The organism is Alkalihalobacillus sp. TS-13, assembly GCF_019720915.1.
In the GTDB taxonomy this organism is placed as follows: domain Bacteria; phylum Bacillota; class Bacilli; order Bacillales; family Fictibacillaceae; genus Pseudalkalibacillus.
This window is the reverse complement of the sequence record NZ_JAHKSI010000002.1, coordinates 405063-428253: the sequence shown is the minus strand read 5'-3', so window position 1 is coordinate 428253 and position 23191 is coordinate 405063. Positions and strand designations below refer to the sequence as shown.

The window sequence follows — 23191 nt, the reverse complement described above, 5'->3', positions numbered from 1 at the left end:
CTATGTGTTTTTCATAAATCACTCAGGACTTTATGTATTTAAAGGAATAAAAGTCGGTTTGTTCTTAGTTGTCCTTATACTTTCTATAAGTGAAGGCACTGTTTACAGTACTATTTAACAATTCTTAAGTGAAAAAAAGGGAGAAGCCAAGCTTCCCCCGGAAGAATTGAACGTATTATCAGTCGATAGAAATTGAATCCTTGAACTTCTCGTAAGTGCTGCGGACAACATCATATTCACTGTCTTCAGCTTCGATGATTGCATCCCAGCTGTATACTTCGTTCATGATTTCAATCATTTTTTCATCATCATTAAATGATAGGAATGTGTCTTTGATTTTCTTTTGCCACTCGGCAGAAAGTTCTTTTGTTACGGAAATCGTATCGTTCGGAATTTCATCCGTGTATCCAACGACTTTAAGCTTGTCCATAACATCTGGATAATCCTCTTCGACGGTAGTACGAGCGTCATCGAATGTAGTTGCTACATCAGCATCTCCTTCGTAGACTGAGATGATCGCGTTATCATGTCCGCCAGCTTCAACTGTGTTGCTGAAGAAGCCTGATTGAACATCTTCCACACCGAATTCGTCCATGATTTGAGCTGCTGGGAACAAGAATCCGCTAGTCGAAGTCAAGTCAGGAATCGCCCATGTCTTTCCTTCCATGTCTTCTAATGATTCGATATCGGAATCAGCACGGACGACATATTGTGCTTTGTATGTACCGCTTCCGAAACGCTCTGACTTGAGAATGACTTCAACGCCATGTTTATCATTTGCTAATACGTAACCGAAAGCAGGCAAGAAACCGATTTGAACTTGGTTGCTACCCATTGCTTCTACAAGTGCTGAGTAACTTGTCATGACTTTACCTTCAACTTCAACCCCAAGCTCTTCACCAAGTTTATCAGCAAGAGGTTCGACTGTGTCAGCGATTTCATCAGAATCCTGTGATGGAACGAATCCCATGACTAATTTTTTTATTTCCCCGTCTTTACCGGTAGAACCAGAATCACTACTTGTTCCGCATGCTGTCAGCCCGATTGCTAATAGAGCAGCAAACAATAGTGCAAAAACCTTTTTCATTCCTATTTCCCCCTAAATATGTTTAAATTGACAACACCACAATTATCCTATAATTCTGCAATTTTTTCCATACAATTTTACAAATTTTGTACTACTTTTACATAATGGTTTTGCGATAGATTAGGAGAACCATTATAATAACAAGGAGTTGAGAGATCGATTAAACTTTTTGGTGAGGGATGTTAAATGAAACAGTTTTATCCGGATTGCAAGCTGATAATTTTCGACCTGGACGGCACATTATATGAAGATACTGATCACTTCGATTATTATGCTTCACTGTTGAAAGAGAAAGTTGCAAATGATGATCAAGAAAAATTCATGAACGACTATGAGCATATGAAGACCGGAAATCACGCTGTAGGAATCGGAAAAGCCTATGATGTGGAGCATGATGCTATCCTTACACTTGATCCATTGACGTTAAAAGTGACCCACGTTCAAAATTGGGATGGATCGGAATGGAAAAGTGAAGACGTTACTCGTACATATGATCGGGAATTGGCTTTTGATTTTGAAAAAATGATCGCAATAGGGGATGGATGGTGGCTCCCATATTCTGCAGCAAGACACTATGGAGTATCGATTGAGGAAACATACCATTGTTATACAAAGACGAAGGATTTCATGGTAACAGATGACTTCCAGCTAACGAAGACTCCCGGTTTGAAAAAAGGCTTACAAAAGCTGAAAGAAGAGGCGGAGATCGTCCTTGTTACGAACAGTGAGAAGGATGATGTTGAACGGCTGCTTAACGAGCTTGAACTGGATGACCTTTTTCCTGAAATCATTCCTTTGGCCCAGAAGCCCGTACAGACGAAAAAAATCTTCCAGGATTTGATGAAGAAATACGGGGTCAAAGCAGAGCAGACGGTTTCAATCGGAGACAATCTGATAAATGAGATCGCACCTGCATTGCTGTTAGGTCTGAAAACGATCTATATCCAGCCGACCGGAATCGAACTGGAACACGACAATCTGAAAGTCGTCACGAGCCTGGCGGATGTATTCGAAGCCGTTGACGAAATGGAATAATAGCATATGCTCATCCAAATTTTAATGCATTTCGGATGAGCATTTTATTTAAATTCAGGTGATAATGATTCTCAAATTCATTGACAAAGATTCTCATTTAAAATAAACTTGAAAGTAGGTTATATCGTACGGACTGATTAATTACGCGAAGGGGAGAAGTTCATGTACTCTCTTGAAACCAAACAGGTTACATTATCCTATCAAGAAACACCAATCATCGAGAATCTGGATTTTAAAGTACCCAAAGGAAAAATCACAGTATTGATCGGCAGCAATGGGTCTGGTAAATCGACACTGCTTAAAGCGCTGGCACGACTGTTGAAACCAAAATCCGGAAATATCATCATCAATGGGAGAGATATCCATAAATCTTCCACTAAAAAAGTGGCAAGAGAGCTTGCAATTCTTCCTCAGTCACCAGTAACACCCGAAGGACTGACGGTCATCCAGCTTGTGAAGCAAGGAAGATATCCATATCAAAACTGGCTTCAACAATGGACAAAGAAGGATGAAGAAGCTGTCAACTCAGCTCTAGAGGCAACCCATCTTCTGGATCTTCAGGATCGTCCTGTCGACTCTTTATCAGGAGGGCAGCGACAACGTGCCTGGATTGCGATGTCCCTGGCACAAAATACGGAGACGATTTTGCTTGATGAACCAACGACCTATCTGGACCTAGCCCATCAAATTGAGGTATTGGATCTACTATATGATTTGAATCAAATGGAACAACGTACGATCGTAATGGTGCTTCATGATTTGAATCTCGCCTGTCGGTATGCAGATCACATCGTGGCTGTTCACAATAAAGGTATTTATGCTGAAGGAGCACCTGAACAGATCGTTACGACGAAGATGGTCCATGATGTGTTCGGCTTGCAGGCTCAAATATCATGTGACCCGATGTTCGGTTCACCGCTTTGTATTCCTTGTGGGAAGGGTAGGAAGGTAGCTAATGATATTCGATACGCTAACGCCTAAGCAACTGCTTTTCCTTGAAGAAAATTATCGATTAGACAGTGAATATTCCTCTGATGATCACTCATTTACATCAGAGGATTTATTAATCTTATCTAAAGCAGAGAAGTTTATAGACGAGTTAAGTGAGTCATTGGGAGCCCCGAACAACCTTGTGGCGGCATCACAATTTTCTAAAAAATACGCCTTTCTGTTGACTGCCCCTTTTTTCACAAGTCTGACATTGTTCAACCAATTACTTGATGTCCGACCTGATAATTGCAGGGTTCAGCCTGATTCGGAACACGGGATAATGCGGCCAGTACTTTATTTACATGAGACGAATACGAGAGATATCAGTAGTCATCGGGAGCAAGAGCTTTACATAGGTCTTGAAACGATCTTTCGAGATCACCTTACTCCAGTGTGGGGACGTTTAACAGAATTGACTTCCATTCCGTCTCCAATCCTCTGGGAAAACACTGCAGTGTATCTTTTTTGGTTGTATGAAACAAGCTTTCTGAACCATCCGGACCTCGTTTCTGCAGAACGGATTGCAGAAGATTTAGAGATAATTCTTGAAGCGCCAGCCGAATGCTTTGGTTTAAACGAAAACCCTTTAAAGAAATTCAGACATGCTAAACAGACCTTGCTGAAGAGCGAGCCTCCTGTGCGGGTACGTAAAACATGCTGCTTGTACTATGAGGTGAATCCAGAGCGTGCCTTCTGTAAAAACTGTCCAAGGTGCTTATCTGGGTATACGAAAGATCCGAAACCAACTGAATAAAACATCAGGTACCGAAGACCAGTTCATGACATCGATCATACAGATGTGCGGACAGGTCTTTTTTTTGTGTTTTTTTGGTATAACAGAATACGCCAAGGCACTGCTTTCACAATTTTAAATAAATAGAGACTTCCTAACAACCATAAATTAACATAAAAAGCCTCTTTTCAATAGTTCTAAACGACGACAACTTCTATTACACTAATAATGGACAAACATAGGGAGGGTGGAGGAATGAAGAAAAAGGCAATCTGGATTGGCGCAGGTTTCATAGTGTATGCCACGTTCATATCGTGGTATTTATTCATAGGTGCGGATACATCCATTCCAGTTCAATATCAAGGAACAGCAGCAGATCCATCTGTGTTCATGAATGAACGGCAATTGGAATTAAGCCATGATTTTTCACGAATCAAGCAATGGTTGTATTTCTTATCTGTACCGTTTGAATGGATGATCTATCTTGCCGTCCTTGGAATCGGATTATCCAAATGGTTCCGTAATCGTGCAATTGAAGTTACAAGATTCCCAATCATCCATAATGCTATTTACGTCGTGCTACTGTCGCTGATCGCTTTTATCTTAAGCTTTCCGATCGATTACTACAGTTACACGGTTTCACTCGATTATGGCATTTCGGTTCAGCCATTTTCCAGTTGGATGAGAGATAATATCATTTCCTTTTGGATCAATACATTGTTCTTGTTCGTGATTGTGCAGGCATTGTATTGGCTGATGAAAAAGTCTGAAAAGCGTTGGTGGTTCTATGGATGGCTATTATCGATCCCATTCACGCTATTCATCTATTTCATCCAGCCGATCTGGATCGACCCATTGTATAACGATTTCTACCGTTTAGAAGACAAGGTGCTTGAAGAGAAGATTCTTGCGCTGGCTGATCGAGCAGATATTACAGCGGATCGTGTCTATGAAGTGAACATGTCGGAAAAGACGAATGCATTGAACGCGTATGTCAACGGTATCGGCTCTAATTTGCGTATCGTCCTTTGGGATACGACCCTTAAGAACTTGAGCGATAAAGAAGTGCTTTTCGTCATGGCACATGAAATGGGTCATTTCGTTAAGCATCATCTCTTCTGGAACCTGATCGGTTCAATCGCTGCCACTTTCATCGGGTTGTGGATCGGTTCGAAGCTGTATGCGGCAATGATCAAACGATGGGGAGAGCAATGGGGGGTTAAAAAACCTACAGATGTTGCTGCGCTTCCAGCCTTATTACTGGTGTTCTCGGTGTTATCGTTCGCAGCAAGCCCTGTTGAGAATGCAATTTCAAGGCAGGCGGAACGGTCCGCTGATGAATATGCGATTGAGATGACACAGGATCCAGAGGCTGCAGTCGGTTCTTTCCAACAGCTTGCGGTGTCTGGTTTGAGCGAAGTCCATCCGCCCCTACTCGTCAAATTTTTCTTATATGGGCACCCGACAATGCTCGAGCGGATCACTTTCCTCGATAACTGGAAGCGGACGGATCCGATCAATAATGAATCTGAAGAAGAGAAAAAGTGATTTAATAAATGTTCGTCATGTTTTCAAAGAAAAAAAGAGGGGAATACACTTCATAACAACTGATCTTGACCTTCATAGACTGAGTCAAAATGTTGAGAGGAGTGATCCCCATGGATCGTCATGATGACTTGGATGTACGTGAAAGGAAAGTAGAAAAGAAAAAGGATTCCAGTATGGTAGCTTCAACATTCATCAAGTACGCAGCATATCTTATAATCTTTTTCGGAATCCTATATTTCCTCATTAATTATATCTTGCCAATGTTTTAAAATGAACAATGGGAAAGGCACTCCTTCGGTGGGTGCCTTTTGTTTCGGGTATTATAAAATTTTATTTATCGGTGCAAAACCGAAAATTATCGGTGATTTCGGAAAAATCCACGGCTTGAATCTAATATGCCTTCGCCCAGTAAACCATTTGCTTCGCTTCTTTCTCGCAGCAGAAGCAGGTGTCCGCTAATTTTTCTTGTTCAAACGGGATGCATCGTGATGTTGCGCCAGTTTCCTCTTTGATCTTTTCTTCACAGGAGGTTTCGCCGCACCACATCGCTTTGATAAATCCAGGTTGATCATTGAGTGTTGTTTTAAACTCATCAAAGCTTAAAGCGGTATATGTCCTTTCAGCTCGTAATGCCTTTGCTTTTTCAAAAAGATTCCTTTGTATATCAGCAAGAAGGTTTTCAACTGTCACATCAAGATCCTTCAAAGGGACGAATTGTTTTTCTCCGGTATCCCGTCTCACCAAAACGACCTGTTCTTTTTCGATATCTTTAGGTCCGACCTCTAAACGGACCGGGATGCCTTTCATTTCATATTCGTTGAACTTCCATCCAGGCTTTTTGTCACTCGCATCGATATCCACACGTGCGGCATTGGATAGGTGTTTTTTCAGCTCATAAGCAAAATCGAGCACGCCTTCTTTATGCTGGGCAATTGGGACGATCATCACCTGGGTTGGCGCCACTTTAGGAGGAATCACAAGTCCTCTGTTGTCACCATGCACCATGATCAACGCCCCGATGATACGCGTCGTAAGACCCCAGGACGTTTGATGGACATGCTGGAGCTCACCGTTTTGGTCGGAGTATTGAATGCCGAAAGCTTTTGCAAATCCATCTCCGAGATAGTGGGAAGTCCCGGATTGCAGCGCCTTGCCATCATGCATGAGACTCTCGATTGTATAGGTGAAATCCGCCCCTGCGAACTTTTCCTTCTCGGTTTTCTTTCCTTTTAAAACCGGAATGGCAAGAATGTCTTCACAGAGCTCTGCATATACATTCAGCATTCTCGTCGTTTCTGCCTGGGCATCCTCAGCATCGGCATGACATGTGTGACCCTCTTGCCATAAAAATTCCAGTGTACGCAAGAATGGCCGTGTCGTCTTTTCCCAGCGCACGACATTCGCCCATTGATTATAGAGCTTTGGCAGGTCACGGTAGGAATGGATGATATTTTTATAGTGCTCGCAAAACAGGATTTCAGAGGTCGGTCTGACACAAAGACGTTCAGTAAGTTCTTCTTCACCCCCATGAGTGATCCATGCGACTTCAGGTGCAAATCCTTCGATATGATCCTTTTCTTTATTTAAGAGGCTTTCTGGTATGAACAAAGGCATATAGACGTTTTCATGGCCTGTTTCTTTAATCATACGGTCAAGTTCGTTTTTGATATTTTCCCATAGGGCATACCCGTAAGGACGTATGATCATCGAACCGCGTACACTTGAATAGTCGATCAGATCAGCTTTCTTGACGACATCTGTATACCATTGCGCAAAATCCTCCTCCATTGCAGTAACATCTTGGACAAATCCTTTTCCCATTTCGATCACCTCTTGTTTTTTCTAAAACTTAATGTTGATATTCCATGTCTTAGCCCACTTCTGCCACCGTTCCTCGCTGAAACCAGTTACATTTACCTATTAGCGGACACAGGAGACTTTATTTGACCAAAACAATAGGATATTACAAAAATAACGGACACCAGGGACCTTATTTTGCAAATATCATAGAAAATCAGCCTGCTTTTTTACAAATAACGGCTATGGTGTCCGTTAAAACTTCAAAAACACTGATTTTGTCACAAATAACGGCTATGGTGTCCGTTAACTGAAAACATGGCTGCTTGAGCTTGCTCGCTTTTCCCAAAGGAATGTCTCGAATTTTTCTTAAAACTAATTTGTAAACAATCTCAATAACAAAAAGCCTTGACCCCAGAAGGGACCAAGACTTGGCGGTACCACCCTAATTCATAACGCACAATATGTGCAGTATACACTCGATGTTGATAACGGATTGCTTATCCGCTGTATCTTAGTCGATTTCGATACAGAACTCAGAGGCAGGTTCAAGTGCTGGCCCATGGAAACCTTTCAGCAGATGGCTTCCTCTCTAGAAATGGCGTGATTCACTTTACTAATCCCCGTCATTGTTTCAGGTTGTTTGAAAGTAATATAATCCGGTTGACTATATTTGTCAAGAAGTAATATACAGGTTATCCACATTTAATAAAAAATATAAGAATTTTCAATGCTTGTTCATTTTTTTACCGATTCCTACTTATAGTATAGTAAGGCACTTTGTAGAGGTGAGGTAAATGCAACGACGGTTCCAGTTTACCATTTTAGTAGGCTTGATCGTATTCCTGGGTTTTATGGCATGGAGAATCCCGAATACAGCCGAACAAACGAAACAGACTGTGGAACATATGAAAGCTGAACAATCCAATAGAAACGGCGACAATCCTGAATCGGCGGAAGTTGCAAATGTCCAGTCTGCTATTGCTGAAATTGGCAAGGAAGCACCGGATTTCACATTGCAAAACCTGGAAGGAGAAGATGTCTCTTTATCGGATTATCGTGGAAAAACAGTAATCCTTAATTTCTGGACGACATGGTGTACGTATTGTAAAAAAGAAATCCCTGAACTGATCAATTTCCATCATCTCCATGAAAATGAAGAGGTTGTTATCCTAGCAGTGAACCTCAGCTCCGAAGAAGAAAATGTGGAGCAGGTGGCGATATTCGCAAAAGAATTCGAAATCCCTTTTCAGGTTCCACTTGATACAGAAGGAATGGTGGGGCAATCGTATCAGATCATTGTCATACCCACAACTTTCATCATCGACCCGGACGGCCTTGTAAAAAACAAAATAATGGGTCCTGTAAACCTGGATCAACTTGAACAGCAGTTAAAAGGAGGTGGATGATTCTGAAACTTGTCTATGATTTGGAGCGTTTAACAATGAAAAATCATTAGAAGAGTAAATACTGATCTTCGACACACACCAGATAAACAGGCTCACGAAAGGGTATTATGAATGTATCGTTTTTGAATAGCATCATTATTTTCAAAGCAGCTGTTTCTCCTTCTGATGGCCGGTGTATCGTGCCAAAACATCGAGTTTATAGTTTAAGTATTTGAAATCGAGGTGGATGAGAGCAGAGCGATCGATTCCTTCGACAATCGCTTTTGCAAAATCCCATATCACATCTTTCATAGTTGGAGCGCTTTTTTCGGCAATCAATGTCAAGGCCTCGAAGATTGCACCAATGACAGAGACATCCTGTTTCCCATAATGGCGGATCTGATAGAAACTTTTATACAAGACCTGTGAAAATTCACCTGTGTTCAGGATGACACGCAGGTTTTTTTCATTGTCATAGATATAAGGTTCCTCAAGTGATGTTTGGGCAAGCCTGGATAAGATTTTACCGAGTCTCTGGATACAGGTGATTGCCGTGTAAGGGTCATTAACAGCCGGTGATATGGCCCGGAGAGCGATCTCTGTCAGCTTCTGGATTCCATATTCGATATCTTGCTCCGTGGTCCGTTGCTTACCAACGCGTATATTTTGCAAATAATCCTCTATATCAAAAGAGCGATCATCCAAAGACCAATAAGAAAAAAGGACCGTGCCTTCATCTACATAGTCTCCAATGTTCTTTTCGAAGCGGATGAGTAAATCATCTCTTGTTGCTAGTTTCACCATTTTGTCCAAATCGATGAATTGAAGATAGCCTGAGAATTCAGAGGATGCGTTCCGGCATTCCTTTGTTTTGTATTCTTCATCTTCCCAGCTTGACCAAGGGGAGGAGGTAGATGAAACCAGGTCTGATCTGTCATCTTTATGGGATGATAAAATGGAAAGACAGTTATCTGTAATATCCTGAATGAGGTTGTTGACCTGAATCCAAGTGCCAACATGATGGATGAAATAGACGAAAAATCCAAGGCACAATGCGGATAAGGAAACGGACAACGAAGGGATCACTAAAAAGCTCTGTTGATCCGAAATATTCATCCATAGCAGGACGAGGACGAAATACAAGAAAGATCCGATGAAAATTCCCAACACTCTTCGTGTCACCATATCACTCAAAAAGTTATCGAGTGTACGAGGGGAATATTGCGCTAGATAGGTAGATAAGAGTACCATAATTGATGAAAATGTGATGGCTGTCATCGTAAGGATCGAAGTCGCTAATGCGCTTAGAATCAACTGGGTGGTATTGCGATCAGTGATCATGAAGCCTGGGAAATGCATATGGAGCTCCCTCAAATCCATCCAAAAATCCACCTCTACAGATAGATAGGCAAGGAAGACAGCAATCAAACTAAAAAATGCAGGGAGATACCAGAAACTTTGATGGATCTTATGTAATGAATTCTTTATATACATCTTCTGCACACCTCACAATTCATCTATCCTATTCTTCCTCTAAAAAAGAATTTTATGAAAGGCGTAGAAGAAGCATTGTTTTACAGATATATGGATCCTGGGGAAAAGAGAGCCAAACAAGATCCCACAGCGATATAAGCCCACTCTGTACAAGTGAGCGAGGAGGCGTGCGGAAGTGAGTTAATACGGGGAAGTGATGTCTAGCCCATCGACCATTCACTTGGATCACTTCAAACTTCCTGCGGCGGTCGACACATTGAATGACATCTTATGGGTGAACCCACCCAGAACCAGGTCTTTGTTTGGTTCGAGCCTCCTCGTCAGTTTTCCAGTGACCTACGTGACTAATCGGGTCGCTTCCGCTTTTCGTTTGCCCGCGATAAGGGAGTGAATTTCTGAAAAACAAAATTGTCATGGCAATTTAACTTGCTGATATTCTTTTTCGCGACCGATGGTTTTTGCGAGCCGCAAGATTTTTTCGTTGATGAACTGTTTATCCCATTCCAACAATACATCGGTTTCGATCCCCTCGATAAAATAGACAGCAAAATCCCAAACGATTTTTTGGAGTGAACGATCAAGGATATTCCGTTCAACAATTCCATGCAGTACGGATATAGTAGATGCGCACACTGAGACATCTTCACGCGCATAGTGGCGAAGCTGATAGAACGCTTTATAGAGTAATTCTCGATAAGATTGGATATCCAGAATCACTCTTAAATTGTTATCTTCATCGTAATAATAAGGCCTTGGAAACATGATTTCTCCCAATTCAGATAAAATCGTCCCGATCCGATTGATAGAGTTGATCGCCGTATGTGGATCATTGATACCTGGTGAAATAGCTCGAAGTGCAATCTCAACCAATTTCTGAATACCAAATTCAACATCCTGAACCGTATTTCTTTCAGTACCGATTAAAAAGCATTCCTCGTATCGTGTCTCAGCTTCTTTAGTTAAAGAATCAGTATCAAGAAAGGAATACAAAGGTGTCTCTTTAAAGATATAATCGCCGATCCTGCGTTCCACCTTGAGGATCTCATCGTTTTCTGTTGCTTTTTCCAATATGGGTCCTAGTTTTATCATTTGCAAATAGCCTGATGTCGGAGCATTGATCGTAACCTTATCTTTTTTTTCAAGCTCTTTAATGTTTTCCTTTACGGATATCTGCTTTGATTTTGTCTGAGCCACCCCTAAGTGGAAGCTGTTACGGATCGTTTCTTGTGTCCGAGTCGTGATTTTGTCAATCAGATTGTTGACCTGAGTCCATGTTGCCACATGGTGGATGAAAAAGACGAAGAACCCAAGGCAAACAATCGCCCAAATGACGGCAACACCTGGACCAAGGAATAATTTCTTGTCACTGAGATCCTTTAGAAAAAGCAATAAAAGTAATGAGTAGATGAATCCCCCAGTAAAAACACCTAGGACCCGTTGTGTAACGACATCACTGATGAAATCCTGCAGTGTCCTTGGTGAAAACTGGGATGAATATGTAGTCAACACGACCATGATCGAGGAGAATGTGATGGACGTCATTGTTAGTACCGATACAGCAATCGCATTCAAAATGGTTTGTCCTAGTTTAACGTCGGTCATCAAGGCGTTCGGCACATATTTTGCGATGATTTTCGTAGGGATAGATTCTTCCAGATACATGCTCAACATCGCCATGAAAAGGGCTAGGACACCATAGAAGATTGGTAAGAACCAGAAGCTATGTCTAAATTTAAGCCAGTAGTCATTAAGTTTCATTTGCTTCATCCTTCTTTCATTACTTCTATTTATACCCCAAAAAAAGAAGCATCAACCGAAATAGCTGATGCTTTCTTTCTATTTTATAATTTTATTAACCAGTGAATTCTTGAGAGAACATTTTACCGTATGGTCCGCCGTCAACAATTCCGATACCAATTTTAGTGTATTGGCTTCCAAGAATGTTTTTACGGTGTCCATCAGAGTTCATAAGAGAAGTGTGTGCACCCTCTACAGAACTGTTTCCAGCAATGTTTTCACCTGCAGTGTTATATTCGATGCCGAATTGCTTCATCATATCAAATGGAGAACCATATGTTGGTGAATCATGGCTGAAGTAGTTGTTGTCGATCATGTCTTTTGATTTTGCACGTGCCATTTTTGTCAATTCTGGATCGACTTCCAATGGTTTAAGTCCAGCTTTTTCACGTTCCTGGTTCACTAGGTCAACCATTTGCTGCTCATCAGCAGTAAGTTGGAATTCACCTTCTGCAGCAGGCTGTTCAGATTGTTGTTGCTCAGTATTAGGCTGCTCTTGTGGAGTTGCCTTTTGTTCAGGAGCAGGAGCCGCTTCTTCTTTTGGAGCTGGCTCTTCAGCTTTAGGTTCTTCAGCTTTAGGTTGCTCTTGTTTTGGAGCTTCCTGTTTTTGCTCACCTTGTTGGTTTTGTGCTTTCTTCAACGCTTCTTGGATTTTTTCTTGAAGTGCTGGGTCAAGCTCTTTACCCTTCAAGCAGTTTTCCATGTATTCTTGCACTTTGTTCTGATCTGTTTGACCAAGAACAACTTGTTTTTTCACATGTACCTGGGGCTGTTCAGCACCTGTAGATGCCTGACCAATGCCTGCGTTAACCCCGAAAATTGATGCAGATAGTAAAGAAGTAATAAGAAGTTTTTTGAACAATTTTTCCTACCTCCTAAATTTTTTATAGTTACATAGACACATTTCGACTATGAAACTATTTGATGGGGGTTAGGAATTAATTGGAAATCATAGAACGTTTAGTCTACAGTCATATGGTCAATAGTAATTGGTTAAGGAAAACTTGGAACTTGGTAGCGAAAACTGCGATTTGTTTTCGAATACTATGAGGGAGCGGGAATTTAAGGAGGAGTCTGTTTTGTATCCAGAATTAGAAAAGTATAAACAACTGAAAAAACAATATGAGGGACAATTGCAACGTTTAAAGATAGAGCAAGATGACTTAGAGGAAGAAAAAGAGAAGATGCTTCAAAGGTATGAGGATCTGCTTGGGAATTTCGGAGGCAAGGGTACGGTTGATCGATATAACAAAGAAAACGTTTCATCGTTACGTTCAGAAATTCAAGAACTGACAGAAGAGCTTGGCGATGTGCTTGAAGAGACATCTCATCTGTCACGCGAGCAAAAAGAAAGGCTGAACGAATGGATGGAACCTTTAAAAAAAGGGCTGGATCGTGAAGTGATGGCGGCAAATCAGCATTTGAAAATAAAAAAGGATGAGTTTCGTCGTTATCGCATTGAAATGCTGCTATTAATGCAACAGGTCTTTGAAATCGAAGAGTACATACACGACGTTCATCTTTCTTATACAGAAGCTTGTCAGGATTATTTGACGAATCAAGACCGGCAAACATTGCAGCTGCAAGCGATCGGTGTACGGCAGGATGTAAAACTGATGCTTGAGGAATTACAGGAAGACCTCGACTATGTAAACAAATATGGAAAGATGCCAGAGTGGTTTCAGGAGGAAGTGAAATCGAAGGCGTGATTTTTCAGTAAAGGATTCGTACAGTATTTCACAGGTTATTTTGGCGAATTACAAGCTTCCCAAAAAAATAAGCCACAACAGGGGGGATGTTGTGGCTTTTTACTCCGTACAAGATTGGAAGGGTAATAGTAATTACATAAAGCGTTCGTAATTAACTATTTAGGATTAGGGGAAGTACAATTAGGTTTAATATACAAACGCTGTACCTACAATAATTAGCAAGATGAACAATACTAAGATTATGGAAAATCCAGTACCGTAAAAGTGACTCATGCTAATGCCCCCTTCGAACACTGCTCCAGTGAGAGATTCCTCACACTAATACAATATGCTCGTTAACTCACTTGGTATGGACAAGTGCATTAGGACAAATATGGAATTTTTATGATTTCAAAGGATTTTTTTTCGTTTTTTACGAAATATTAGGTTCATACGACAAGTCTGGTGTGAAAAACCGTATGAAGTGACCGTATGAAATCAACTTGTGCTGTATCAGCAAAACAGTTATCAGGATTTTACGCCCCTTTCGACAACAAATGTTTTGTTTCCAAATTAAAAGGAAATAGTTGCTTATACCAACATATTTATTACAAAGGGGAGCTTAACACATGAAGCAAATTGTAAGTGGTATCATACTGATTTTGGTCAGCGTTGTCGGTTTCAACTGGTGGGATTCGCTTCTCAACAAAGATCCATGAAGCTCAATCCACACTTTTCTTCTCGGTTCCATATATCCTTTCATTCATGCTTGCGATTATCGGTGTAAGTTCGATTACATATGGCATGCGCTCATATAAAAAAGACCAATCAGTCTTTGAAGAAACAGCCTGAATAAAGGCTGTTTTTATTTTTTGCAAAAATAAGCAAGATATGCGTTTTAGATCCCTGAATTACCAAAAAATCATACGGTTTTTGTATATGAACTTGGTCAACCTAATCATACATCCCTAGAAAATGGGGTATGATAATGAGGAAAATCACCACTGCGATCGTATGTGCAATGTTCGTTGCAGGGTGCAGCCATTCCGTTGCGATTTCAGAGCAACCGAATAAGGCAACTTCCTCATTTAAAGAAATTCAAACTGTTGAAGCAGTCAAAAAAGAAAAGGTCCTGTTACAGGTTCCTTTAATCAAACAGTTACCTGAATTACCAAGAGGATGTGAAGTCACCAGCCTTGCAATGTTATTGCGACATGCAGGAGTAAATGTTGATAAAATGACCCTGGCAAAAGAGGTCAGGAAAGATCCTACACCATACCAAAGAAAAAATGGTATAACCTATTTCGGCAATCCAAATCAAGGTTTTGTAGGAAATATGTATGATATAAACAAACCAGGATTAGGTGTATATTCAAAGCCTATCACTGATTTAGCTGAGCGATATCTTCCAGGGCGAGTGGTCAATCTCACTGGATCAGATTTTGCCGAAGTCATGCAGCATGTTGAACAAGAAAAGCCTGTATGGGTCATTAATAACACCTGGTTCTCAAGGGTACCAGCAAAGTATTGGGTCCAATGGCAGACTCCTCAAGGAAAAATGAAAATCACCTATAAAGAACATTCCGTTTTGATTACTGGCTACGATGAACAAAATATTTATTTCAACGATCCTTTGGCGGGTATGAAAAACCGGAAAGTCCCAAAAGCCCAATTCCAAAAAGGATGGGAGCAGATGGGACGTCATGCAATCACATATAAGTGACCAGAAGAATGATTCTTCATGGTCACTTTTTGAAGTGTTCATGTCAGCACTTTCATGCAGTTTTCGTGTTGGAAGTATCTTATAACGCGTTCATGTAGCATTTACATCAATTCCTGATACTTGAGTAGTGCCATGATATATTTTTTTTGTAAAAACCGCCCTGAAAGCATGGGCGGTTTTCAATCAATCACTTCTATTTCATTTCTTTACTGGTTTGTCCACTATAGCGGCTTAATTTTTCCCTGATTGACTGCCGGAGTTCTTCAGATTTCGCCGCGGAGTAAGAATCCAAGAGCTCGTTGATCTGGTCCTGGCGGATGCCATTACTCCACATTACATATGAACGATATTCGGTGCTTTTCAAATATTTTTTCAACATGTTATATTCAGGTCCGAAATAGTAGGTGAGGTCGCAGTGGAACTCGATCATGTCATTCAGATCGACAGCCAAAATCGTATCATCCAGTAAATACAGAGATGCCTCTTTTTTCCTCATCAATACAGGGACGGCATAAAGCTCATGTTCTTCAAGGACACCATGTGAAGTAGGTAAGAATAAATACGGTGTATTTTCACTATCAAAGCCTACAAAAAAGTCAACGGCAGATTCTTGTAAAGTCGGTTGACGAAGCATCGTGCATTGGACGAGCAAGCGTTGAGATTCGATCATTCCCGTTTCCCCCTCGGTTTTTCGTTTAAGTATCAACAGAATGTCCACTTTACAGCTTTTTTATACACGCGTTTGGAAGATTAATAGAGTCTGAAGACAACTTGTCCATTTTCGACTTGTCATTGACAAAGGAACGAGAAACCGTTTACACTAAAAATATTATTATTGAATTAAGAAAATTATGAAAGAAGTTGGCCAAAATGCGAGATTTAATTTTGCATCGAATTCAAATTCCTATAAAATGCAGGAAGCCGTTGATCGATTGAAAAATCGTATCAGCGGCTTTTTTGATTGGATTTTATCTCGCTAAATTGGTAGTGCAATAGGAAGGGGGAGATTAAATGATCACATTAACAGGGAATACGTTGACATTAAAAGAAATCTATCACGTGTTATTTGAAGAGGAACAGGTTCAAGCATCAGCCGAGAGTATGGAGAATGTTAAAGTGAGCCGTAAATCAGTCGAAAAGATCGTGTCCAATAATGAAGTTGTCTATGGAATCACGACCGGCTTCGGCAAAATGAGTGATGTGTGGATCGATCAGTCACAGGTTGAAGCACTTCAACTCAATTTGATCAGAAGTCATGCCTGTGGAGTGGGAGAGCCATTTCCAGAGGTCGTCAGCAGGGCGATGCTCCTTTTAAGGACGAACGCTTTATTGAAGGGCTATTCCGGGGTCCGTGTTGAAGTCATCAATTTATTGATTGACTGCATCAATAGTGGGATCCATCCAATCGTTCCACAGCAAGGCTCGCTGGGAGCAAGCGGCGATCTTGCACCATTATCACATTTGGCGCTTGTACTTATCGGTGAAGGAGAAGCTTTTTATAAAGGAAAAAGGGTGAGCGGAGAAGAAGCATTACAAAGGGAAAACCTGACCCCGCTTGTGTTGAGTGCGAAGGAAGGTCTCGCCTTGATCAACGGGACACAAGCGATGACCGCCATGGGAGTAGTCGCTTATCTTGAGGCAGAAAAACTTGCCTATCAAAGTGAACTGATTGCAGCAATCACATTAGAAGGGTTGAGAGGAATTACAGATGCGTTTGAAGAGGAGATCCATCAGGCGAGAGGGTATCCCGAACAGGTCGGTGTCGCACAGCGGATCAGGATGTATATCAAACAAAGCGAGCTTTCGACAAAGCAAGGCGAAGTGAGGGTCCAGGACGCCTATTCATTGAGATGTATTCCGCAAGTCCATGGCGCCACTTGGCAGGCGTTGAACTATGTAAAAGAAAAACTAGAGATTGAAATCAATGCTGCAACGGATAATCCCCTGATTTTTGATTATGGGAACAAAGTGATATCTGGGGGGAATTTCCACGGACAGCCGATTGCGATCGCCATGGATTTATTAAGCATAGCCATAGCTGAACTTGCGAACATTTCCGAGCGCCGGATCGAGAGGATGGTCAATCCACAGCTGAATGATCTCCCGGCGTTCTTATCGGCGGATCCTGGAGTGGAATCAGGTGCGATGATCCTCCAATATGCGGCTGCTTCACTTGTTTCAGAAAATAAAACGCTAGCACACCCAGCAAGCGTGGACTCGATTCCTTCGTCTGCAAACCAAGAAGATCACGTAAGCATGGGAACGATCGGTTCACGCCACGCATACCAGGTAATCCAAAACACGCGGAATGTACTTGCGATCGAATGGTTTTGCGCGATGCAAGCGGTTGAATTTAGAGGAGTTGAAAGGATGGCGCAGCGGACTCGGAAAGCACTTGACCGGGGGAGAGGAATCGCCCCGAGTATTACCGGAGACCGTGTTTTCGCCAAAGACATCGAAAAGTTGTCACAGGATTTGAAGGAAGCCAAATGGTTGGGCATTTTAATCGAACAATAAATTCCGAAATGGAGGGTTTTAAGATGACAAAAATCAAAGCACCTAGAGGAACAACATTGAATACGAAAGGATGGGTTCAGGAAGCTGCTTTGCGAATGCTGATGAATAATCTGGATCCTGAAGTGGCAGAAAAACCAGAAGAACTCGTTGTTTATGGAGGGATCGGAAAAGCTGCACGAAACTGGGAAAGCTTTGATGCTATTGTAGAATCACTAAAGGAGCTGGAAAACGACGAAACGTTGATGGTGCAATCCGGAAAGCCTGTCGCAATATTCAAATCGCATGAAAACGCACCGCGCGTGTTGATCGCTAACTCCAATCTTGTACCAGCCTGGTCGAACTGGGAAACATTCCGGGATCTCGAGAAAAAAGGGTTGATGATGTATGGACAAATGACAGCCGGAAGCTGGATCTATATCGGGACCCAGGGGATTTTACAAGGAACGTATGAAACCTTCGCGGAGGCAGCAAGAAAGCATTTTGGTGGCACTCTCGCTGGTACTTTGACCGTAACTGCGGGGCTTGGTGGAATGGGTGGTGCACAGCCGCTTGCGGTCACGATGAATGATGGAGTCGTCATTACAATCGAATGTGACCCGCATCGGATCCAGCGCAGAATTGAAACGAGGTATTGTGATACGAAAGCCGCGACGCTTGATGAAGCATTGAAATTGGCAAAAGAAGCAATGGCGAAAAAAGAACCGCTTTCGATCGCTTTGCTTGGAAATGCGGCAGACAATTTACCTGAGCTCGTTAGACGGGGCGAAATTCCAGATCTTGTGACCGACCAGACTTCGGCTCATGATGTTTTGAATGGGTATCTGCCAATTGGAGTCACTCTAGAAGAGGGCGAAGAATTACGGAAACGGGACCAAGAAACATATATCTCAAAATCAAAGGAAAGCATCAAGCAACATGTGGAAGCGATGGTTGACCTGCAAAATGCAGGGGCGGTCGTTTTCGACTACGGAAACAATATCCGTCAAGTTGCAAAGGATGAAGGATACGAAAATGCATTCGATTTCCCAGGCTTCGTACCAGCCTTCATCCGACCGATGTTCTGCGAAGGGAAAGGTCCATTCCGTTGGGCAGCTCTCTCAGGTGATCCTGAAGACATCTATGCTATTGACGAAGTGATTCTTAAGGAATTCGCCCATGATGAACATTTGTGCAAATGGATCAGGATGGCACAGGAGAAAGTCGCGTTTCAGGGGCTTCCGTCTCGCATTTGCTGGCTCGGTTACGGGGATCGTGCCAAACTTGGGAAAATCATCAATGATATGGTCGAAAGCGGTAAAGTGAGTGCTCCGATCGTCATCGGTCGTGACCACCTCGACTGCGGTTCAGTCGCCTCTCCGAACAGGGAAACGGAAGCGATGAAAGACGGTAGTGATGCCATCAGCGATTGGCCGATCTTGAACGCGTTGATCAATGGAGTCAATGGTGCAAGCTGGGTTTCTGTCCATCATGGCGGTGGTGTCGGAATGGGATACTCACAGCATGCTGGTATGGTCATCGTTGCGGACGGCACGAAGGAAGCTTCTGAAAGACTGGAACGGGTATTAACGTCTGACCCTGGTATGGGCGTGGTAAGACATGCAGATGCAGGTTATGATTTAGCAATTAAGACAGCAAAAGAGAAGGGTGTCCGAATCCCGATGCTGGATAAGAGTAATGTAAGCGGAAGGAGTGGCGTATAACCATGACATTGAATGCAGATTTACTTTTGAAGAATATCGGTCAGTTACTGACGATGCAAGGAGAAGAAGGGATCCGTAAAGGTGAAGCGATGAAACAGATCGGGTTGATCGAAAAGGCTGTCGTAGCCGTGAAAGATGGTAAGGTCATCTACGCAGGCTCAGCTGATCAGGCTCCATCTATCGAATCAGCAGAAGAGATCGATTGTGAAGGGAAACTTGTATCACCAGGTTTGGTCGATCCGCACACCCATCTTGTGTTCGGGGGATCACGTGAGCATGAACTCGCCCTTAAGCAGCAGGGCGTTCCATACCTGGAAATCCTGAAACAGGGTGGGGGCATTTTATCGACTGTGAAGGCGACTCGTGAGACGGATGAGGAAACCCTTTATGAAAGAGCCGTTTTCCATTTGGAACGGATGCAAAGCTATGGTATTACGGCGATGGAAGCGAAAAGCGGGTATGGGCTGGATGCAGAAACAGAACTCAAACAACTTCGTGTCATCAAACGGATCAAGGAAAACCAGAAGACAGACATCGTATCAACATATTTAGGCGCGCATGCGATTCCGAATGAATATAAAGGGAAGTCTGAAGCGTTTCTGGAAGAGATGATCAAAGTAATGGAAACCGTAAAAGAACAAGATCTGGCAAGCTTCGTTGATATTTTCTGTGAAACAGGCGTCTTTACTGTGGAAGAGTCTCGACAGTATCTTCGTAAAGCAAAGGAAATGGGATTTGACGTCAAAATTCACGCTGATGAAATCGATCCTTTAGGCGGAACTGAAATGGCCTGCGAAGTCGGCGCGATATCAGCTGATCATTTAGTCGGAGCATCGGAAGAGGGGATCCGTAAATTAGGTGAAACAAACACGATTGCAGTGCTTTTGCCAGGAACAACTTTTTACCTGAATAAAAATGAATTCGCGAAAGCCCGAGAGATGATCCAAGCGAATGCAGCTGTAGCGCTTGCGACAGATTTCAATCCAGGAAGCTCTCCAACCGAAAATCTGCAGTTCATCATGAATCTGGCAGCATTGAAATTGAAGATGACACCAGAAGAAATTTGGAATGCGGTAACAGTAAATGCTGCTTATGCGATTGGTTGTGGTGAACAGGCTGGGAAAATTGAAGAAGGAAGAAATGCAGACCTTGTGATCTGGGATGCTCCTAACTATCTCTATCTTCCTTATCATTATGGGGTGAATCATGTCAGGACAGTGTTGAAGAATGGGGAAACGCTCTTTGAAAGGGGAGAGCGTGTTGGAAAAGTTTCCGTATCTTAAGAAAGCTGGAGAAGCAGGATTTACAGACTCTCAGGTCATAAAAGCACATGAAATCGTCCGTGGATGGAATGGAGAAAGCCAGGTAAGCGGGATCGGTCTTTTAGGAGCTCCTTTATCGAAGCCTTCGATCAGTTTCTCTGGTGCCTCGCAAACCCCAGGTGTGATCCGGCAGATGTTTTCAGCACTCTCGACCTATGCGATCGAACAAGAGAAGGACCTAGCGATGGAGACGATCACCGATTTCGGAGATGTGGAAATGCACCTTACGGATATTCCTGCATCACATGATCGAATCTATCAAACTTTTTCAAGCATATTAAAAGATCAACCTTTTATGGTTCCAATCGTATTAGGTGGAGATCATTCGATCAGTTATCCAAGCATCAGAGCCTTTTCCGAGAACAGAAAGAAAGTAGGAATCATCCAATTCGATGCACATCATGATCTCCGCAATCGTGAGGATGGAGGGACTGGTAACGGTACGCCATTCCGTGCGCTTATTGAAGAAGGAGTTATTAAAGGGGACCAATTGCTACAGATCGGAATCCGCAACTTTTCAAATAGTCAGCCTTATCATGAGTATGGCAAGGAACATGGTGTCACGATCCATACGATGAATGATGTACGAGAAAAGAGCATGTCGGAAATTTTACGCCAATCTATCAACCAACTCAAAGAGAAGGTCGAAGTCATCTATGTTTCGTTGGATATGGATGTGCTCGACCAGGCCTTTGCACCGGGGTGTCCAGCAATAGGACCTGGAGGAATGACGAGTGATTGTTTACTAGAAGGGATCGAAATGCTCGCAAAAGAGCCGATGGTCCAGGGGATGGACATCGTCGAGATTGATCCGACGGTAGATTTCCGGAACATGACCAGCAAATTAGCAGCATTCGTCATCCTGACTTTCATGTTGCATCGGGTATAAGATAAAGGGAGTGATCAAAAATGATCACTCCCTTCGTTTTGTTCGAAGTTAAAGATAATTACTCAGTTTAAAAGATCGCTTTCTCCGGTACCCCGATCAATACAACTTCCCTTGTCGGAACAGTACCGTAGATAGCTTCATGACGGCGTGGATGTAGCAATTTTGCCTGAGTGGGAAAGGATCTCCGAAAAATTGCGGCAAAATGGTATCCATCGTTGATTGCATTTTTTCAAAGAGCATATCGTACACCTGCTCTTCACTATAGAACTGTGTTTCGCGGCCTTGAAGCCATTCAAAATAGGATACAATCACTCCTCCAGCATTTGCAAGGATATCAGGGACAATGATGACGCCATTGTCAGCTAAATATTCATCGGCTTCACCCGTAACAGGGGCGTTGGCGCCTTCAACGACAATCTTCGCTTTAACCTGTTCCACATTGTCTTTATGGATCTGATCCTCGAGTGCTGCCAGGACTAAGACATCAACATCAAGATAGAGCACCTTTTCTCGGTCGAGGATATCCGCTTTCATTTCCAGCCCATTCAACTCTGCTTCAGTAGTCGGCAGATCTCCCTCATTTTTATCGGTAAATTCGACAAGTGCTGGAATATCAAGACCTTCAGGATTATACAACGTTACGTTCCGATCACTAACGGCTACGATTTTGTTATTCAAATATGAGCATCGATAAGCCTCAAGAGCAGCAACTGATCCGACATTCCCGAATCCCTGTACGGCCATCTTCAAAGGTTTTCCATCCTGATCCAATGCAGTTTGTGCAAAAGGGTTCTCTTGGGCATCAAGCCATTCCCTGTTTTCATTCAGGAAATCCGACATCATGTAACGGTAGGTGAAATAGACACCTTTACCCGTTGCTTCTCTTCTTCCAAGGGAACCACCATTGATGATACTTTTTCCGGTAAAACTTCCCCGGTAGGTCGCACCAGGCCGGATGCTCTTATACTCAGCCATCATCCAATCCATTTCACGATCGCCCGTCCCCATGTCTGGTGCTGGGATATCCTTATCCGGACCTAAAATGTCACTGAAATAATGAACATATTTTTTACAGATTTGATGCAGTTCTATGACTGAATAATTTCTTGGATTAAGGACGACCCCGCCCTTTCCACCGCCGAAGGGGACTTCATGAAGGGCGTTCTTCAAGGTCATGAGTGAAGCAAGGTTCGTGACTTCATCTTCATTGACAGACTCATGAAACCGGATCCCACCTTTATAAGGGCCCAATGTATTGTTGTGTTGGACACGAAATGATGGGATCCGCACCACTTTCCCATTCTCTAACGCAATACGTAGAAACGACTTATGTATATGATTCGGTGTTGAAAGAATCGCCGTAAGAGAAGTGAAAGCTTGTTGTCGATCCTGCTCTTTCAAATCTGGTAAAAAGGTCTCGTCCTCCAATAATGCATCTAAAGAGTGCTGGACAATTGAACCGGTCTGGCTTGCCATATAGAAA

General features: G+C 42.5%; 21 protein-coding genes and 1 other annotated feature. Of the genes, 13 read left to right on the top strand and 8 right to left on the bottom strand.

Going from position 1 to position 23191, the window contains the following annotated elements; genetic code table 11:
* Positions 1-178 precede the first annotated feature (178 nt).
* Positions 179-1087, bottom strand: a complete 909-nt coding sequence (locus tag KOL94_RS18845) for a phosphate/phosphite/phosphonate ABC transporter substrate-binding protein (RefSeq protein ID WP_221568191.1) — start codon at positions 1085-1087, stop codon at positions 179-181.
* Between the two features lie 186 nt (positions 1088-1273).
* On the opposite strand from KOL94_RS18845, the gene KOL94_RS18840 reads away from it, so the two are divergent.
* From KOL94_RS18840 to KOL94_RS18820, 5 genes are all read left to right on the top strand, one after another.
* A complete protein-coding gene (locus KOL94_RS18840; protein WP_221568190.1) occupies positions 1274-2122 on the top strand; it encodes an HAD family hydrolase in 849 nt (282 codons plus the stop codon).
* Between the two features lie 162 nt (positions 2123-2284).
* Positions 2285-3103: an ABC transporter ATP-binding protein gene (locus KOL94_RS18835; protein ID WP_221568189.1), complete on the top strand. Its 819-nt coding sequence runs from the start codon at positions 2285-2287 to the stop codon at positions 3101-3103.
* Entirely contained in the window at positions 3078-3866 is a 789-nt protein-coding gene (gene fhuF, locus KOL94_RS18830) for a siderophore-iron reductase FhuF (protein ID WP_221568188.1), read from the top strand. Before KOL94_RS18835 ends, fhuF begins: the two co-directional genes overlap by 26 nt.
* Before the next feature lie 234 nt (positions 3867-4100).
* The gene (locus tag KOL94_RS18825) at positions 4101-5393 is read left to right on the top strand and encodes a M48 family metallopeptidase (RefSeq protein ID WP_221568187.1); all 1293 of its coding nucleotides are present in this window, start codon (positions 4101-4103) and stop codon (positions 5391-5393) included.
* 110 nt (positions 5394-5503) lie between these two features.
* Complete coding sequence (locus tag KOL94_RS18820; RefSeq protein ID WP_221568186.1) at positions 5504-5662, top strand: hypothetical protein; 159 nt, start codon at positions 5504-5506, stop codon at positions 5660-5662.
* Between the two features lie 121 nt (positions 5663-5783).
* Here the strand turns inward: KOL94_RS18820 and proS are convergent, their stop codons facing one another.
* On the bottom strand, positions 5784-7214 hold the full coding sequence (gene proS / locus KOL94_RS18815) for a proline--tRNA ligase (RefSeq protein ID WP_221568185.1): 1431 nt from the start codon (positions 7212-7214) through the stop codon (positions 5784-5786).
* Between the two features lie 392 nt (positions 7215-7606).
* Positions 7607-7829, bottom strand: a binding site (T-box leader).
* Positions 7830-7987: 158 nt separating this feature from the next.
* Between proS and KOL94_RS18810 the strand changes: the two genes are divergently transcribed.
* Positions 7988-8599, top strand: a complete 612-nt coding sequence (locus KOL94_RS18810) for a TlpA disulfide reductase family protein (protein WP_221568184.1) — start codon at positions 7988-7990, stop codon at positions 8597-8599.
* Between the two features lie 141 nt (positions 8600-8740).
* Here KOL94_RS18810 and KOL94_RS18805 read toward each other — a convergent pair whose 3' ends face one another.
* The 3 genes from KOL94_RS18805 to KOL94_RS18795 all read right to left on the bottom strand — a co-directional run bounded on the left by KOL94_RS18805 (position 8741) and on the right by KOL94_RS18795 (position 12731).
* Positions 8741-10072 carry a DUF2254 domain-containing protein gene (locus KOL94_RS18805; protein ID WP_221568183.1) on the bottom strand — a complete coding sequence of 444 codons (1332 nt, stop codon included), beginning with the start codon at positions 10070-10072 and terminating at the stop codon, positions 8741-8743.
* A 411-nt stretch (positions 10073-10483) separates the two neighbouring features.
* Complete coding sequence (locus tag KOL94_RS18800; protein ID WP_221568182.1) at positions 10484-11830, bottom strand: DUF2254 domain-containing protein; 1347 nt, start codon at positions 11828-11830, stop codon at positions 10484-10486.
* A gap of 94 nt (positions 11831-11924) precedes the next feature.
* Positions 11925-12731 (bottom strand): CAP domain-containing protein, encoded by an 807-nt coding sequence (locus KOL94_RS18795; RefSeq protein ID WP_260412527.1) that lies wholly within the window; start codon positions 12729-12731, stop codon positions 11925-11927.
* Between the two features lie 217 nt (positions 12732-12948).
* Here KOL94_RS18795 and KOL94_RS18790 point away from each other — a divergent pair, with 217 nt between their 5' ends.
* Entirely contained in the window at positions 12949-13578 is a 630-nt protein-coding gene (locus tag KOL94_RS18790; RefSeq protein ID WP_221568181.1) for a hypothetical protein, read from the top strand.
* 186 nt (positions 13579-13764) lie between these two features.
* Here KOL94_RS18790 and KOL94_RS18785 read toward each other — a convergent pair whose 3' ends face one another.
* On the bottom strand, positions 13765-13851 hold the full coding sequence (locus KOL94_RS18785) for a YjcZ family sporulation protein (protein WP_221568263.1): 87 nt from the start codon (positions 13849-13851) through the stop codon (positions 13765-13767).
* A gap of 378 nt (positions 13852-14229) precedes the next feature.
* Between KOL94_RS18785 and KOL94_RS18780 the strand changes: the two genes are divergently transcribed.
* On the top strand, positions 14230-14409 hold the full coding sequence (locus KOL94_RS18780) for a hypothetical protein (protein ID WP_221568180.1): 180 nt from the start codon (positions 14230-14232) through the stop codon (positions 14407-14409).
* Positions 14410-14545: 136 nt separating this feature from the next.
* Positions 14546-15280 (top strand): C39 family peptidase, encoded by a 735-nt coding sequence (locus KOL94_RS18775; protein ID WP_260412525.1) that lies wholly within the window; start codon positions 14546-14548, stop codon positions 15278-15280.
* A 193-nt stretch (positions 15281-15473) separates the two neighbouring features.
* Here KOL94_RS18775 and KOL94_RS18770 read toward each other — a convergent pair whose 3' ends face one another.
* Entirely contained in the window at positions 15474-15950 is a 477-nt protein-coding gene (locus KOL94_RS18770) for a hypothetical protein (protein ID WP_221568178.1), read from the bottom strand.
* Positions 15951-16291: 341 nt separating this feature from the next.
* Between KOL94_RS18770 and hutH the strand changes: the two genes are divergently transcribed.
* From hutH to hutG, 4 genes are read left to right on the top strand one after another with little or no spacing between them, the layout of a single operon-like run.
* On the top strand, positions 16292-17797 hold the full coding sequence (gene hutH, locus KOL94_RS18765) for a histidine ammonia-lyase (RefSeq protein WP_221568177.1): 1506 nt from the start codon (positions 16292-16294) through the stop codon (positions 17795-17797).
* A gap of 8 nt (positions 17798-17805) precedes the next feature.
* A complete protein-coding gene (gene hutU / locus KOL94_RS18760; RefSeq protein WP_221568176.1) occupies positions 17806-19497 on the top strand; it encodes a urocanate hydratase in 1692 nt (563 codons plus the stop codon).
* Between the two features lie 2 nt (positions 19498-19499).
* Positions 19500-20780: an imidazolonepropionase gene (hutI, locus tag KOL94_RS18755; RefSeq protein ID WP_221568175.1), complete on the top strand. Its 1281-nt coding sequence runs from the start codon at positions 19500-19502 to the stop codon at positions 20778-20780.
* Positions 20758-21708 (top strand): formimidoylglutamase, encoded by a 951-nt coding sequence (hutG, locus tag KOL94_RS18750; RefSeq protein WP_221568174.1) that lies wholly within the window; start codon positions 20758-20760, stop codon positions 21706-21708. The genes hutI and hutG overlap by 23 nt, the downstream gene beginning before the upstream one ends.
* Positions 21709-21804: 96 nt before the next feature.
* Here hutG and KOL94_RS18745 read toward each other — a convergent pair whose 3' ends face one another.
* Complete coding sequence (locus tag KOL94_RS18745; RefSeq protein ID WP_221568173.1) at positions 21805-23184, bottom strand: Glu/Leu/Phe/Val family dehydrogenase; 1380 nt, start codon at positions 23182-23184, stop codon at positions 21805-21807.
* Positions 23185-23191 lie beyond the last annotated feature (7 nt).